19 protein-coding genes are annotated in these 13,336 nt (G+C 34.9%); 5 read left to right on the top strand and 14 right to left on the bottom strand.

Annotation, left to right across the window (positions count from 1 at the left end; genetic code table 11):
- Positions 1 to 268: 268 nt before the first annotated feature.
- From BM383_RS08595 to BM383_RS08560, 9 genes are all read right to left on the bottom strand, one after another.
- Positions 269 to 940, bottom strand: coding sequence for a hypothetical protein (locus BM383_RS08595; RefSeq protein WP_093024725.1), 672 nt, complete (start codon positions 938 to 940; stop codon positions 269 to 271).
- An 82-nt stretch (positions 941 to 1,022) separates the two neighbouring features.
- The gene (locus BM383_RS18820; protein ID WP_177229093.1) at positions 1,023 to 1,190 is read right to left on the bottom strand and encodes a hypothetical protein; all 168 of its coding nucleotides are present in this window, start codon (positions 1,188 to 1,190) and stop codon (positions 1,023 to 1,025) included.
- Between the two features lie 23 nt (positions 1,191 to 1,213).
- Positions 1,214 to 1,588, bottom strand: coding sequence for a hypothetical protein (locus BM383_RS08590; protein WP_093024724.1), 375 nt, complete (start codon positions 1,586 to 1,588; stop codon positions 1,214 to 1,216).
- Positions 1,557 to 1,760 carry a hypothetical protein gene (locus tag BM383_RS08585; RefSeq protein WP_093024723.1) on the bottom strand — a complete coding sequence of 68 codons (204 nt, stop codon included), beginning with the start codon at positions 1,758 to 1,760 and terminating at the stop codon, positions 1,557 to 1,559. The genes BM383_RS08590 and BM383_RS08585 overlap by 32 nt, the downstream gene beginning before the upstream one ends.
- A gap of 42 nt (positions 1,761 to 1,802) precedes the next feature.
- A complete protein-coding gene (locus tag BM383_RS08580; protein WP_093024722.1) occupies positions 1,803 to 2,267 on the bottom strand; it encodes a hypothetical protein in 465 nt (154 codons plus the stop codon).
- Positions 2,264 to 3,136, bottom strand: a complete 873-nt coding sequence (locus tag BM383_RS08575) for a hypothetical protein (RefSeq protein ID WP_093024721.1) — start codon at positions 3,134 to 3,136, stop codon at positions 2,264 to 2,266. The genes BM383_RS08580 and BM383_RS08575 overlap by 4 nt, the downstream gene beginning before the upstream one ends.
- Positions 3,136 to 3,513: a hypothetical protein gene (locus tag BM383_RS08570; RefSeq protein ID WP_093024720.1), complete on the bottom strand. Its 378-nt coding sequence runs from the start codon at positions 3,511 to 3,513 to the stop codon at positions 3,136 to 3,138. The genes BM383_RS08575 and BM383_RS08570 overlap by 1 nt, the downstream gene beginning before the upstream one ends.
- A 17-nt stretch (positions 3,514 to 3,530) precedes the next feature.
- Positions 3,531 to 4,535: a DUF6712 family protein gene (locus tag BM383_RS08565; RefSeq protein WP_093024719.1), complete on the bottom strand. Its 1,005-nt coding sequence runs from the start codon at positions 4,533 to 4,535 to the stop codon at positions 3,531 to 3,533.
- Positions 4,535 to 5,908, bottom strand: a complete 1,374-nt coding sequence (locus tag BM383_RS08560) for a hypothetical protein (protein ID WP_093024718.1) — start codon at positions 5,906 to 5,908, stop codon at positions 4,535 to 4,537. Before BM383_RS08560 ends, BM383_RS08565 begins: the two co-directional genes overlap by 1 nt.
- Before the next feature lie 709 nt (positions 5,909 to 6,617).
- Here BM383_RS08560 and BM383_RS08550 point away from each other — a divergent pair.
- The 5 genes from BM383_RS08550 to BM383_RS08530 all read left to right on the top strand — a co-directional run bounded on the left by BM383_RS08550 (position 6,618) and on the right by BM383_RS08530 (position 8,863).
- The gene (locus tag BM383_RS08550) at positions 6,618 to 7,079 is read left to right on the top strand and encodes a hypothetical protein (protein WP_093024717.1); all 462 of its coding nucleotides are present in this window, start codon (positions 6,618 to 6,620) and stop codon (positions 7,077 to 7,079) included.
- Between the two features lie 72 nt (positions 7,080 to 7,151).
- Positions 7,152 to 7,376: a hypothetical protein gene (locus BM383_RS08545; protein ID WP_093024716.1), complete on the top strand. Its 225-nt coding sequence runs from the start codon at positions 7,152 to 7,154 to the stop codon at positions 7,374 to 7,376.
- Between the two features lie 2 nt (positions 7,377 to 7,378).
- Positions 7,379 to 7,828: a JAB domain-containing protein gene (locus tag BM383_RS08540; RefSeq protein WP_093024715.1), complete on the top strand. Its 450-nt coding sequence runs from the start codon at positions 7,379 to 7,381 to the stop codon at positions 7,826 to 7,828.
- A gap of 5 nt (positions 7,829 to 7,833) precedes the next feature.
- A complete protein-coding gene (locus tag BM383_RS08535) occupies positions 7,834 to 8,208 on the top strand; it encodes an ArdC-like ssDNA-binding domain-containing protein (RefSeq protein WP_093024714.1) in 375 nt (124 codons plus the stop codon).
- Entirely contained in the window at positions 8,201 to 8,863 is a 663-nt protein-coding gene (locus BM383_RS08530) for an N-6 DNA methylase (RefSeq protein ID WP_143106383.1), read from the top strand. The genes BM383_RS08535 and BM383_RS08530 overlap by 8 nt, the downstream gene beginning before the upstream one ends.
- Positions 8,864 to 8,907: 44 nt before the next feature.
- On the opposite strand, the gene BM383_RS08525 is transcribed toward BM383_RS08530, so the two are convergent.
- Genes BM383_RS08525 through BM383_RS08505 form a run of 5 tightly spaced genes read right to left on the bottom strand, consistent with a single transcriptional unit; the run spans position 8,908 to position 13,336 of the window.
- The gene (locus BM383_RS08525) at positions 8,908 to 9,801 is read right to left on the bottom strand and encodes a hypothetical protein (RefSeq protein WP_093024712.1); all 894 of its coding nucleotides are present in this window, start codon (positions 9,799 to 9,801) and stop codon (positions 8,908 to 8,910) included.
- Complete coding sequence (locus BM383_RS08520; protein ID WP_093024711.1) at positions 9,798 to 10,688, bottom strand: hypothetical protein; 891 nt, start codon at positions 10,686 to 10,688, stop codon at positions 9,798 to 9,800. Before BM383_RS08520 ends, BM383_RS08525 begins: the two co-directional genes overlap by 4 nt.
- A gap of 32 nt (positions 10,689 to 10,720) precedes the next feature.
- Positions 10,721 to 12,424, bottom strand: coding sequence for a hypothetical protein (locus BM383_RS08515; RefSeq protein ID WP_093024710.1), 1,704 nt, complete (start codon positions 12,422 to 12,424; stop codon positions 10,721 to 10,723).
- Positions 12,393 to 13,040, bottom strand: coding sequence for a hypothetical protein (locus BM383_RS08510; protein WP_093024709.1), 648 nt, complete (start codon positions 13,038 to 13,040; stop codon positions 12,393 to 12,395). The genes BM383_RS08515 and BM383_RS08510 overlap by 32 nt, the downstream gene beginning before the upstream one ends.
- Positions 13,022 to 13,336, bottom strand: a complete 315-nt coding sequence (locus BM383_RS08505) for a hypothetical protein (protein WP_093024708.1) — start codon at positions 13,334 to 13,336, stop codon at positions 13,022 to 13,024. Before BM383_RS08505 ends, BM383_RS08510 begins: the two co-directional genes overlap by 19 nt.

The raw sequence follows: 13,336 nt of genomic DNA, 5'->3' as shown, positions 1-13,336 counted from the left end.
GTCACCTGGGTGAAGAAATTCCCGGACCTTACGATTTGAACACAGACACCGAAATGCCCATAACCGGACACCTCCCTTAAATATATTTTTCTTCCTGATGTTTTAATAGCTCAGGTTACTAACTTTGACAAGACAAAGCTAGTGAAAAATATTTGTACATTACAATTCACCACTTAAATAACCATAAAGAATAATAATACCTGCCACGACAATAATAACTATCAGGAACCAAGGATCATTATATTTTTTAAAATGGTGGTAGCTCACATTAATTAAAGGAATTGAGAACTTTATAGGTTATACTTGTATTGGAAGCATCGATTACCTCAATTCTCAAACCTTTAAATCCTATAGTATTACCTTCCGTTAAGTCATATTGTAATTCTTGTGTAAATGCAGGTCTAGCCATATCGTTCACATATTCTCTGTACATGAATTTCAGAACATTATTAGCCTTACCATTAAAAACGAATTCTTGTTTAAAGCAGTCATTACATTTAGGATCTACATACGTACTTTCTTTTACTTCTATACCAGGAACACCTTTGGGATAAAAGCCAGCAGCGGAAGAAATAAAAGGCTTTATTTCACCAGTCTTCTTATTCTCTGCAAAACCTATTTCATCGTAATTTGTCGCCGTATTGTATGGATCATAGTACAACAAATAATTATTGTTCTCTCCCATTAATGGTAATATATCACCTTCTTTATATGGAAATTCTACAAGGTTGATTTTAAATTCTGGAATTTTACTTATTTCATATGCTTTTTGATAATCTTCCTGTCCTTTTGTAATTAAAGTTTCTCCAATTTCATTGATCAGAATCTTATCCAGTGGTACATTATCATAATTTCTTCTTTCAAAGTTGATAGGAGTAATGATAGTACCACAAGACTGAAGTGCTACTAGCAGCACCATTAGAAGTGTAGTTTTTTTCATGTTTATACTTTTGGTAGTTATATATAGTAAAAGTAAACAAAAAACAGCAAAGCATAAAAAAGCCACCATTACGGTGGCTATATCAAGAAGCTTTCACTTCATCTTTCAGGGAATTAAGGGTTTCTAATGCTTGAAGATATTCTTTTCTGAACTCCGGATCGTTCATATCATCTAATTCTAAAAGAACCGTAAACCAAAAATAGAATACATCATAAGCACGTTTGAGGGATTTTTGTTTCTGAGTTTTCATATAATAATTAATGAGGTTAGAAATTACCCTTCTAGCCCTCGTAACTCTTCTTTTACGGCTTCTGTAAAGCCAAACGAGAGCTCCCTGATCAAATTATTATAGTGTCCAAATATGATTTTATTATGAATAGGGTGATTTTTCTTTCTGCGCTTACCTTCTTGGGTATTTCGTGTACGCATATCTACAAACCTATGACGACCTAAGTGAGTGTAGACTATTCCTTTGTCTGATGAAGCAAACGAACGTTCTTGCCAGTTTTCATCTGAAAAACCACGAGAAGTCATTAAACTATCTTGCGCCTTTTCTATTTCCGTAGCGATCTCTCCAGATACTTTACGTATAAATTTACCTTCGAGAATATCGTTCTTATGCTTTTCTCTCTGCTGCAGTAGATTCATTTACTTCTATTATTTGAAGGTTAAACAACACTTCGAGCTTTTCCCCAAAGGAAATTGACGAACGACCTTTTCGCCAATCATAGGCTTTTGCTTTTGATACTCCTGCTTTGGTTAAAGCTCCTCTTTTATTAAGTACTTCATTAAACTTTTCTTCTATGTTTTCTTTTGTCATGGCTATTATTTTAAGTCGTAAAAATACGACATTAAAAACTGTTTACAAAACAAATTCCATCACAAAACCATTACAGCCAGACTTTTTCCATACCGGATTAACACTTAGAGATCTCTCTTCTAAAAACGAAAGAACTTCACAGTATTTCCCATCAGACTTTTGCTCTATCATTAAATCAATGAAAGCATTCACTTTCACCTGAACATCTTTGAAAATCTGAATATAGGAGGCATGATCATGTTCTGAAAAATCTGTTTTATCTACAAAAAATATCATTAACCTGGTCTGGAACAGAAAAGCATCTTCAGAACCGGATCCATCGTAACGAGGAATAACTAAAAAAAGCCCTGTGTTTTTTTCTCCGCTAAATTCATCTTTCATGAATTTAGTCAGCTCAGAATCGTCTAAAACGGTCTGAAAGTAATTAAACATTTTAGCTCCTTCATCATCCAGTAGCCTATCAATTGAATTCTGAATGTAATTCTCGATATCACTTATTAGAATCATTTATTCTTATTTTTTTGTTCTTCTCTTAACTCTTTTACTCTTAAATCATACAATCGGGCCATGATAACCCAAAAGTTGGTTTTACGCACACCTTCAAAATCTCCGAAGGTGTTACTTTCGGCCAATGCAAAGGCTACGCTATCCATACCAATGCCAGGATACATACTTTCTTCTTTCACTTCATCAAAGAGAATACTGAAATCGATATCAACGCTTCCCCATGGAATTACAGCTGTAGTTAGGAAGCTATTAAATGAAGCGAAATAGAGGTAAACTCCATAACTAAAGCCTATGGTTGTTTTTTTAAAGATCTTAGCTCTTTTTGCAACAGAAGTAGAATTGTAAGGTAATTGCTCCCCATTTTTGCTAGGGCGATATAAAATAGCTGCCAACTCATGCAATACATCAATTTCACCAGATACATGGAACTCATGGAACAATCTTAAAGCGTCTAAGAACTCACCATAAGTCATGTTGCTAAATCCTCCAGGACCTACATACGTTTTATTTATTGGTGTAAATTGTTGAATAGGATCTTCTTCTAAATTTAACCTAAGTACTTTTTTAGTTTCTGCAGCTACACCTTCACCTGTGGTTTCGTCATCAAAGAAAGAATCTAGGTAAGTAGAAATTAAATAAATATTGGCATCCTTATCTTCTTGATCATCCTGATTCTTCTCTTCCTTAGGTTTAAACCCAAGAAGACGGCATACCATTTGCACCCGTAATTCTTCGTAATACAGATTTCCCTGAAGATAATCAAAGAGTAAAGCACAAACCTCTATGTATTGCATTCCTGAGCATTCAGATAACTCAGAAGGCATGTAATAGGTTTTATTCAATTCTGGTATGTGAAGCTCGTGATTCATTACACAAATTGTAGTTTATCATTAATCTTAACACCATACTTTTTCATTCGATCTGCATATTCAGCTTCAACCATACCTTTAACCTCCAATTGGTTTTTTACTGTAAATGGAATATACTTAGATCTCCTGGTTAGATTTAGTTTACTTCGAATAAAGCCAATAATTTCAATTTTCAGGAGCTCTTGATTTATCTCTTGTTTTACGGCAGCACCCTGCAATTTCTTGTTGATACTGTCTAGCTCACGCTCTCTTTTAGTGGTGGAACTGCGGTATTTAATTCGCGCTATTAAATACTTTAATCTTAATTTCAATTGTGAAAAGAAACTTAATCTTAGTTTCTTTTTTTGCTTCTGATCTTTTGCTCTTAGTACTTTCATCTTTTTGTATTGGGTTTTTATGCTGAAAAATGTTTATCGTCGTAATCTATATCTGGAAACAGATCTTCATCTGCAATGTCATCTGGAGCTTCTGTAACCTCAGGAAGAAGAAATGAATCTAAACGACCTAATGCCAGTTCATAATCATGCTCAAATGCTTGAGCAGCTTCTTGTGTTTCCATATTAAGAGTAGGTTTTCGTCCTTTGGTGGTAGCTCTATCCGATGTATAATGCTGTAATACTCCTTCAGGGTAAAGGTTTACGGATAATCGAGGCATAGCCCATGCCATAGCATAAGGCACACACGCAGCTTGAATTAGCTGAACTAATTCAACATCTGATTCTTCAAGCTCCGAGGAACTATATAGTTTTTCTTTGAGTTCTTTATATCTGACTGCTAATCTAGGCTTGATTTCAAACTTTTCACACTTCTCAAGCCCTGGTGAAAGCTTGATAAGCAAAAGTCGAGACGAAATAGGGAAGTAGGTATCAAAATCATCTATTGTGCGTACAAATAACCGCTGAGTTTTTTTAAAGGCTTCAGAAGCTCTCCAGAGATCACCAAGGGTATTTCCTTCAGCTCCTTCTTCAGATACTTCATAATCATCTAAGAAATCAATTAACTCATCTAAGCACCGGTAATACTTACGCTCTAAAGCCGCGTCGTTACGGTCTAACATCCATTCAAATGGAGTTTTCTCAGAATCGTCCGCCATCATCTTACGTCCATTGTTGGTGTGGCTGATATCGTTGTTAGGAGCATACATTATATAAGCGCCAACAGCGATAGGGTAGCGCACAACACGGATAAACTCTTCATCTTTAGCCTGATCTGCTTCTGCTAATTTATATTGCCTTACAGCTTCTGTATAAACGTCTTTACCTATAATTTTAATAAGCTCTTTAGTGGCTGATATCACATCGGCCTTGATGTTGCTAAACTTAAGATCTACATCAATGAAACCTAGCAGTTCCTTAAGCTCTGAGGATGCTTCACTGGTATTTTTAAATAGTATTTCCATTATGCTGCGTTTTCTGAATCTATTCTTTCGTTAGGTGATAAATCTGAAGTTCTCTCAGGTATGCTGTGGTAAAATCCAATTCTATAGTCAGTCTCCGGGAAATTGAATTGAATGGCGTAATTGATCGCTTTTGTCACAATGATCTCTGGAATATTTACATCTGTATTCAAATAATTGATCATAGCATAGTATTGCTCATTACCACTATTAGCTTTGGCTTGGTCTGACGTATTGGCCAAACTTGCACCTAATGATACTCCGGTAGCAATAGCAGAAGCTGAGTGCTTGGAAATTTCTATCTGAGCAGCTACGAAATCTTTAATGTTTTGGTCAATCACTTTAACCTCCCAACCATGCTCAAGAATATTTGTTCCATCAACTTCTAGAGTTTTAGTAGTGTGCAGATACTTGCCTACATTATCACTACCAGAAAGGACGTCACCTATTTTTGCTACGAACTCTTTTTTATATTGAGCCAGCATAGCAGGCTTATATTCTTTACCTACTTTGGTACATTTTTCCTGTATTTTTTCTTCTGCTTTATCCCAAAAAGCCTGAGGCGAAATGATATGATATTTAAGATTGATACTATTCTTAGTCAGCGCTTTGAAAATTAAAGGCACAGCTGTAGATCTTCTTAACCACTCCAGAGAACCATATAGATCTGGTACCGTATAATACTCTGAGCAAAAACTATACATGTTTGAGTAGAACATGCTAGTAGGCGCTAAGACTGGATTTCTTAGATCGAATACCGGATAAGCTTTGTAATCAAAAGAGTTGACATATTCAAAGCTCCAGTCTGTTGTAACTATGTGTGTAGGCTTCCCGCCATTTGGTGTATTCTTATGAATAGCTAGGTTTGCTCTATTAGCAGGAATATGCTCTAAGAATGCAATAGAAGGCTTATTTACACGTCTACCTTTTGTAGCATGAAACTTAGTAAAACCAGCTTCTAAGTGCTGATAATCTACACACTCCTTCATTAGATACTCTATGTAATCCCATGAGTTTAGCCACGCCTGTACATTCGTAGGAGCATCATCCCATACACGCTTTAATTTATCTCCTTCTACAACCTCTTTGTAAAGTCTAGGACCTTTGCCCCAAAGTAAATTTGTTTTACGTTTAAGGATACCAGGAGCGACGAAATTGTTTTGCACCGCTTCTTTGATAGAGTGCGGCAATGAGTCATTAGTTCCATATGGTATAATAGCGTAATCTCCTAAGAAGTTACGTTGTGATTCAAAGTCAACTGAATTGGCCTGACCTCTATGTTCTTCAAAATCCTTTGGTGTTTGCCCTACTTGATAAGTAAAGGCTACACTTTCATTGTAATAGATATCACCTTCTGGCAGCTGTTCTATATTCATGGTTCTATTTTGTAATTATTGAACTTCTTGAGTAATGCTATGTGAAAGAATCTAGGTTCTCCAGTTTGGAAATGAGAGTAACCTATGAGATACTTAGCTCTATCTGACTGGTTGTTACGTAAGCCTTGTCTAAGGAAAGCTTTCGCTACTACCTTATGTCCTTCAGATGTATCCTTAGTCTTATTGTAACTCTCGAATTCAAATGAGAAAGGAACATTGATACTGGTAAGCTTACGCATCATCTCTATAGCTTCATGTGGTTTAATTGTTTCCATAACACAAGTGTAGTAAGCTCTTACAGCATATGGTGTTACATGGAATAAAACAATGTAACTACAAGGTATCCTACGGATGCATTATTGGTGGGCGGGCTCATCGCCCTTGGTGAGATCCTGTCATATTTCTGCAAAAATTCAGGCACTTGTAACGACATGTTACCGACTTAGCGGGACGGGCAGAACTGCTACGCAAAGCAACACAAACCCTTTTTTATTAGGGTTTGTTTGCTGGTAATCAAATTTTTATGTTTTATGATTTTAAAAAACGACTGTTTTTTCCTCTCTTTTTTATTTGTAATTCTTCCTATTTAGAATCATTTTAAAATAGTAAAAAAGTTACATAAATTACTCATTTAAAGCTCTTTAAAGTCGTATTATTACGACTTTTTTTTGTATATTTACATAAGTTAATCATTAAAAAAGTACACATTATGACAACGACAAGAACAGGAAGCGCAACAGTTAAAAACAACTCTGCAACGGCTAAAACTGCCACCAATGAAAAAAAAGCTACCAATTCAGCTAAAAAGGCTACTAACGCACAAAAAAAGCAGGAGGAAGCTAAAGAAGAGCAAGCGAAAAAAAGTGTTTTAAAGCAAATTGAAAAATTTGAAATCAAACCACTATCAGCGGAGGAAAGAATTGAGCGAATGCAACATTTTGAAGCACTTTCTAAGCGTTACACAGCTTTAAAAACTAAAGCCAACGACCTTAAAACCTTTGGAGCAGGAAATGACAGTATAAGCTCTAAAATTACCTTTATCAATCAACAAGGTTTTGAGTTTACTGTACAAAATTCAAATGTTATTGCAACCCTTGTAAAAGCGGCTACGATAGAACTTGAAACGCTTTTAGCAGACACAAAAAACGAGGTAGAAACCTTTGAAATTTAGAACTTATTTAAAAACAAAAACTCCCGAAAGGTCGAAGCTTCGGGAGTTTTAAATCATTAAAGATTAAACGCCATGACAACAGCATTTAACACAGCCAAAAGTAACCCTTTCCAACTCTCTACACAAGTAAAAAATATACTGCAGGAAAAAGGATTTTCTTCTCTTTTTAATTGGAACGACTACAACTACTTCAAAACCAAAGTAAAAGCATTTCACAAGGCGCAAGCGATAGCCGAAAAATTTATAGAAGAAAACCAAGCACAAAACGAAAGCGATTTAGCAGAATATATTTTTTAAACATGAATAGTTATATATCAGAAGTAGAGATATTTTACAATAACCCTGTAAAAATAGAAGACCGTAAAAAAGTTATTTCTTCAAGAAGTGCACAAGAGGCTTTTTTTGATTTTTCCGACCCTCGCAAAATAGGACACAAGGAATTTTTTTGGCTCATGCTATTAAACAATTCTAATCACATTCTAGGAATTAGTACACTTTCATCCGGAGGAATAACCGGAACAATTGTAGATGTAAGATTGCTTTTTCAAATTGCTTTAAAAGCTAATGCAACCGCAATAATTGTAGGACATAACCACCCAAGCGGAAAGACAGAACCAAGCAATGCAGATAAGCAAATAACAAATAAAATAAAATCCGCAGGTGATTTTTTAGACATCAAATTGCTAGACCACATCATTATTACACCTGAAAACACCTTTTACAGCTTTGCAGACGAAGGACAAATTTAAACGCCATGACAACAGAGAACACTATACAAAAATTGACAATTCAAGAGAAAAGGCAAAAACTTCAAGCTTTAAGTAAAACAGCCGAGAAAATACAAGAAATAACGCCTGAACGCACTATAAACGAAATTGTAATAGAACAATTTTACAAGGACGAACAAAACACAGAGTTTCACACCTTTCAGGAATGGCGCAAAATGGGCTATTCTGTTAAAAAAGGCTCTAGCGCTTTTGTAGTTTGGGGAAAACCAAGAGAAATAAAAAGCAAGGAAGAGCAGGAGCAAGCCAACAATGACGAAAAGAGAAAAGATAAATTTTTCCCTATTTCGCACATTTTCTCAAACGCACAAGTAGAACCAATTGAAAAAAAAGAAAATGAGTAATAAAGCGTTACCAGTTCCACAGGAGTTAAAAGAATTTAACTCCTGTTTTTTCGAGTTCGAATACAAGCACGATTTAAATAGAGTTTTTGAAGATTTTTTAACCATTGTTATTTGCTGTTATGGTTTTGGAACAAACGAAGATTTATATTTTGAAACTATAAAACCATACAGTAAAGAAGAGCTAAACAAGTTTGCCAAACTTTTAGCGCTTCTTATGGGTGCTTACGGAGAAGCACACGCAAAAAACGAATGGATTGACCCGCTAGGAAATTATTATGAATTTCTAACAGGAAACTACAAAAAAAGTCGTTTAGGGCAGTATTTCACACCTCCTGAGCTTTGCGATATGATGGCACAAATGATAATAGAACCAAATGATTTTGGAAAAAAAGTAGGCGAACCCTGTAGCGGTTCTGGGCGTATGGTTCTAGCTGCAGACCATATTGCAAAAGGTAATTATTATGTATGCCAGGATAAGGATTTGATTTGTGCAAAAATGACTGCTATAAATTTAGCCATGCACGGAATCAAAGCAGAAGTGCATTGCATGGACACTATACGAATGAATGATTTAAGAGCATCATATTATATCAATTACGAGTATTGGAAGCTTAAAACGCCTCATATTGTGCAAAAAAAATCGCCCTCTTATTGAGGGCGATTTTTTAAGGGAAAAAAGTGTTTTCCCTAGCGGATTTATTATTGGTTTATCCACATGGTTTCGTCTCTTCTCCTCGCTTGGATAAAAATTTTTAAGAACTGCCTACCTTTTTCTTTGAAAAAATCATTCTTTTGATATATATTTCTATATAATTCTGTAAGATTGTCGGGTATACAAATAATGTATATACAAATAAACTCCATATCGCTAATTCCTGTAAACAGTATTTCTTTATATCTAAATTGTTCAACTTCATTTTCAATACTATTGACTATGTCAGTAGTTAGAAAAATGCTCCGAATGAAATCAGTATTCATACCTTTTACATACCTTAAGTCATTTATCAATGACTTTTTAAAGCGTTCAAAATTATCTTGATCAAAATCAGGATCATCTAAATCATATTTTAGTAGATTTATGAGTGTTGCAATGTCGAATCTCCATAGGAAATCTTCTAATATATTTTTATTATCTCTAATATATTTTTCAGAAATTATTTTCCTATGATTTTCCATCATTCTAAAAAAATGATTTTCAAATTCTTGTTTTTTAAGTGTTGAATTTTGAAGTTTCATTTCCGCAACTTGGTTTTTAACTTCAAGTCTAGTAGCAGCTAAACTTTCTTCATTTTGAATGAGTTCTATACGCTGATACATAATTTGTTGCTTTTGCCCTAGAAAAGCAACATATATAAAAAACAACCCACTTAAAGAGAATAGTGAAGCAGCAACACCTCCAGTAAAATGCCCTAAATCATTTGCAAAATAGGAGTATTCCCCGCTATGCGTTTTATACAACCATAATGTAGCAAATATGGATATAAACCCTATTCCAATAAAAATGAAGCCAAAAAGTCTAAACCAAAAAATCCATTTTCCGGTTTTTCCTATATCTAATCTCAACTGTTCTTTTTCTCGGTCTCTGGATTTCATTTTTTATTCTTATGATCACTGTGAATTTTTTTAATTTCGTTTTGTACTTGACTCATACGCTCTTTCTGTTCAATATTAGACAGTTCTTCGTTTAAAATGAATAAAATAGCAGATTCTAAAGGTTTATAATACTTTTTGCATTCCTCTTCACTTAATTCATGGATACCCAAACTAAGCACACTATACATCTCTGGAGTTTCAACCAATAACTTAGGTAATTGATCTTTTATAGCCTGTAGTTTTTCTTTAAAGAATTGTAGCTTCTTTTGTTCTTCATTTAATTTTGGATAAATAATATATTTTTCCAAAATTCTTCTCAAATACACATATGCTCCAGCGCCTACTCCATGAGAATGTAATCCCGTTGCTAGATTAAATTCAGACGGAAGAGACTTATCTATCTTCTTATACTTTTTAAAATCTAAAGAAGTATCTGCAATCGATGGATATCTTCCTATAATAACTATTGAATCTTCAATGATTTTAAGACAATATATCAAAGTATGACGGTCCTCTTTACCATTGGTTCTTGCACAACTAAATGTTCTAATGAAAACTTCTTCTTCATTACTTAGTTTCTTCATAAATTCAAATGGATTAGGTTTCTTTTCATTAAATCCACTATTTGTAGTTTTTACATCATGTAAATATTCATAATATTCTTCTATTACAGATTTAACGGTGTTTTTGATGGGAATATCATTTGGAATAAATGTACTATCAGTCTTGCAGTATGGGCAATAAAATTCTAAAGAATTGTAATTCTTTACATAACCATTTTTATTATAAAAAAGGGTATGAAGAATTTCATCAATCTCGTGCATAATGATGTAATTCTTTCTATAGAGACTACTATTAAAAACTTTCTGAAATAATTTTTCTTCCATAATCAACCTTATTTTTATTCAAATATAGTTAATTATAAAACTTCAGGAGCAGACATATTTAAGCTGCCTTTAGATGTTGTTTTAGAAACCCATCTTTTTCTAAATATCAAATACTTAAAAGCATCCGAGAAGTTTGTACTATACATAGCTCTCATTTTTAAGGAGATCTTCTCAGAGGCTTTATCCTTGTGTATGGAACGGCTCCCTTTCTTGTCTGATTTCACTAAAATTTTAGTAAGCCCCAAAGAGCTTCGCAAGCACTTACATCCAAATTTGTCAATTTTTACTTTTGGAACTCCCTTAACGGTTTCGCCAAAAAGATGCTTACAAAAATTGTATTCTTCTTCCTGGTATATGGTAGCCTGGTTACGGCTCATTAAATTTACTTTCCATCCGGTTTTCACTCCATTTTGCTCTTCAATAAATTTCTTCAGCTCATTGGCCCAATCTCGTTTCACCTTCTGATACTGGTTACCGGACCTATCATAATACAAATTGAGCACCTTGTTTTTATGATGCTTGTAAAAGGAAACAAATTTAGCTGCCAACTCTTTACTGCTTTCAGGAGCCAAGGTGAAGAACTCTTTTAGGCAATACAAGTAGCTGCCACGCTCTTGAGCTGTGACCATACTACATATATCACCAAAGTCTACACCCGCATCCAGTTCCGCATTATGATCTATGTACTTTAATGCCAAACTGCTTTCCTCGATCTCATCTGTAAGCTTAAATTTGTCGTAATAGCTGCTATTAATTCCATCATCATAATAATGGTGCTCACCCAAATAAGGATAGAACTTTTCACCTTTTTTTACATCGACCTTCAGAGATAGAATGGCACTTTTGAATTCTTCTATGCCTAAGGCTTTTAACGAATCTTCAAAAAAGCCCTCTGAAAGTATGTCCACATTTACCAAAGAGGACACGACGTAAAAAAAGGTAAGTCCTTTACGGCACCGTATCCAGTAAGCAGTCCACTTATGTAAATTTTTCTTTAGCTGCTGCACCTTTATTTTATCGCGATCTTTCATCGCATTGATCAGCTCCTTTTTAATATCATTCAGAACCAACGCTACTTGCAAGGCAAGTTTAGCCTGGTCCACATTCATATCTTTTTCATGGCTAAAGATCCACTCATCATCCCCGTCTAGGAGGTTGGGCATATCTGTAGTAAATGTTCTTCCTCTATAGTATACAGAATGCCCAAAATGTGCATACTCCCCTCTAATGGCAGGAGTAAGCTTTTTTAATTTTTGCTGTTTTAAGATCCTCGCTTCATCACCATACATGTGCTGATAGGAGTTACCTGCTAATCCTCCTGGTTGATCTAAAGATCCTATATTGATAAGTGTACCATTAAAAACGCTAATGGTATGTTTGTACGAACCTTTAAATGGCCTATATGGTAATTCAAATGATGCCGGAGGGCGTGTATCGGTAACGTAATGTACACCTTCTTTCCATCCTTCACGGTTCCAACCTTCCAACAAGGCAGGAACCACGTTTTTCATGGCATTCACATACGTATCAGAAACTGAGACTTGCATGCTACGAGGCATATCATAAATAACATTCATAGAACGCTTTGCAATAATTTCAGATGTTTTAGCCGTTGCTCTACCGGCTATCAAATACAAATCTTTAGGAGAGATAAGATCTACAGTGATTGTTAACCAGTTGGCATAGATAGGCTGTACAAAATCATCATTCAGATTTACGGATGTCTTCCTGCTCATCTGGGAATATTTTAAGAGTGTCTATTAGTGATTCTTCTTTCAAGCGAGCTATCTCTTTAGCAGATAGTTCAGGTAACTCTTCAATGAATTTTTTCAACTTGTTACGATCTGCTTTTGCGGTAAATTCAGAAATATCAGCATCCAAAGAATAGACCTTGAAAGGTTTATTGAACAGCTCTTGTGGTAGTTCCGGCAGATCTTCAATATCTAACTGGCGAATAGAAGCAATCCGCTCGATCATCTTAGATATCTTATCAGCATCGCTAACATCCTTCATAATAAGCATGGAAAAGTTGACCAATTTTTCCATTTTTTCAGCGTAGATATTTCTCCAGGCATTTTTAGAAACAATACGATCTCTGTAGAAATATTCAATGGTTTCTTCATAAATCTGGCCAGCTTTGTAGCGTGATAGATCTTTTACAACCATGAGGTGTTTTACCACAGCTTCTTTTGTAGCAAACCTATCTATGCGGTTAAGTAGACCGCGTGTCATATCTAAGGTATCAAGATACTCCACGATTTTTGGAGATGCATTCTTAGCAGAACCATGCTCCATGAAGTCATATACATCCTGAAGACTGATATCATCTATTTTTATTCTTGAAACAGACATTGTTTTCTGATATTATCAATTCGTATTCTTTCTTTCTCCTTCAGGAATATCTGAGCAGCTGTAATGTTTCCACTTTCGGCCAACTCTCTCTGTTGATTGAGTGTGTTAAATTCTGTCTGGAGAGCTCCTTTGTCATAGGCATATCTGATAGGAGAATCTTTTATGTGCCAGCGCTTCATAAACAACTCTTTATCTACATCTAAGTATTGAGCTATTTTTTCAGGAGTATAACCTACTCCGGCTAATTGCTCAATACTATCAAACTCTTCCTGTGCTAGTCTTAATTGATTCTCCAT

The organism is Pustulibacterium marinum, assembly GCF_900116665.1.
GTDB classification, from domain to species: Bacteria; Bacteroidota; Bacteroidia; order Flavobacteriales; family Flavobacteriaceae; genus Pustulibacterium; species Pustulibacterium marinum.
Note: the sequence above shows the minus strand (reverse complement) of the source record. Positions and strands in the feature narration are given on the sequence as shown.

Excerpts from the sequence above, each read along its gene's own strand:
- BM383_RS08595 (WP_093024725.1), bottom strand. The coding sequence starts at position 940 with ATGAAAAAAACTACACTTCTAATGGTGCTGCTAGTAGCACTTCAGTCT.
- BM383_RS18820 (WP_177229093.1), bottom strand. The coding sequence starts at position 1,190 with ATGAAAACTCAGAAACAAAAATCCCTCAAACGTGCTTATGATGTATTC.
- BM383_RS08590 (WP_093024724.1), bottom strand. The coding sequence starts at position 1,588 with ATGAATCTACTGCAGCAGAGAGAAAAGCATAAGAACGATATTCTCGAA.
- BM383_RS08585 (WP_093024723.1), bottom strand. The coding sequence starts at position 1,760 with ATGACAAAAGAAAACATAGAAGAAAAGTTTAATGAAGTACTTAATAAA.
- BM383_RS08580 (WP_093024722.1), bottom strand. The coding sequence starts at position 2,267 with ATGATTCTAATAAGTGATATCGAGAATTACATTCAGAATTCAATTGAT.
- BM383_RS08575 (WP_093024721.1), bottom strand. The coding sequence starts at position 3,136 with ATGAATCACGAGCTTCACATACCAGAATTGAATAAAACCTATTACATG.
- BM383_RS08570 (WP_093024720.1), bottom strand. The coding sequence starts at position 3,513 with ATGAAAGTACTAAGAGCAAAAGATCAGAAGCAAAAAAAGAAACTAAGA.
- BM383_RS08565 (WP_093024719.1), bottom strand. The coding sequence starts at position 4,535 with ATGGAAATACTATTTAAAAATACCAGTGAAGCATCCTCAGAGCTTAAG.
- BM383_RS08560 (WP_093024718.1), bottom strand. The coding sequence starts at position 5,908 with ATGAATATAGAACAGCTGCCAGAAGGTGATATCTATTACAATGAAAGT.
- BM383_RS08550 (WP_093024717.1), top strand. The coding sequence starts at position 6,618 with ATGACAACGACAAGAACAGGAAGCGCAACAGTTAAAAACAACTCTGCA.
- BM383_RS08545 (WP_093024716.1), top strand. The coding sequence starts at position 7,152 with ATGACAACAGCATTTAACACAGCCAAAAGTAACCCTTTCCAACTCTCT.
- BM383_RS08540 (WP_093024715.1), top strand. The coding sequence starts at position 7,379 with ATGAATAGTTATATATCAGAAGTAGAGATATTTTACAATAACCCTGTA.
- BM383_RS08535 (WP_093024714.1), top strand. The coding sequence starts at position 7,834 with ATGACAACAGAGAACACTATACAAAAATTGACAATTCAAGAGAAAAGG.
- BM383_RS08530 (WP_143106383.1), top strand. The coding sequence starts at position 8,201 with ATGAGTAATAAAGCGTTACCAGTTCCACAGGAGTTAAAAGAATTTAAC.
- BM383_RS08525 (WP_093024712.1), bottom strand. The coding sequence starts at position 9,801 with ATGAAATCCAGAGACCGAGAAAAAGAACAGTTGAGATTAGATATAGGA.
- BM383_RS08520 (WP_093024711.1), bottom strand. The coding sequence starts at position 10,688 with ATGGAAGAAAAATTATTTCAGAAAGTTTTTAATAGTAGTCTCTATAGA.
- BM383_RS08515 (WP_093024710.1), bottom strand. The coding sequence starts at position 12,424 with ATGAGCAGGAAGACATCCGTAAATCTGAATGATGATTTTGTACAGCCT.
- BM383_RS08510 (WP_093024709.1), bottom strand. The coding sequence starts at position 13,040 with ATGTCTGTTTCAAGAATAAAAATAGATGATATCAGTCTTCAGGATGTA.
- BM383_RS08505 (WP_093024708.1), bottom strand. The coding sequence starts at position 13,336 with ATGGAGAATCAATTAAGACTAGCACAGGAAGAGTTTGATAGTATTGAG.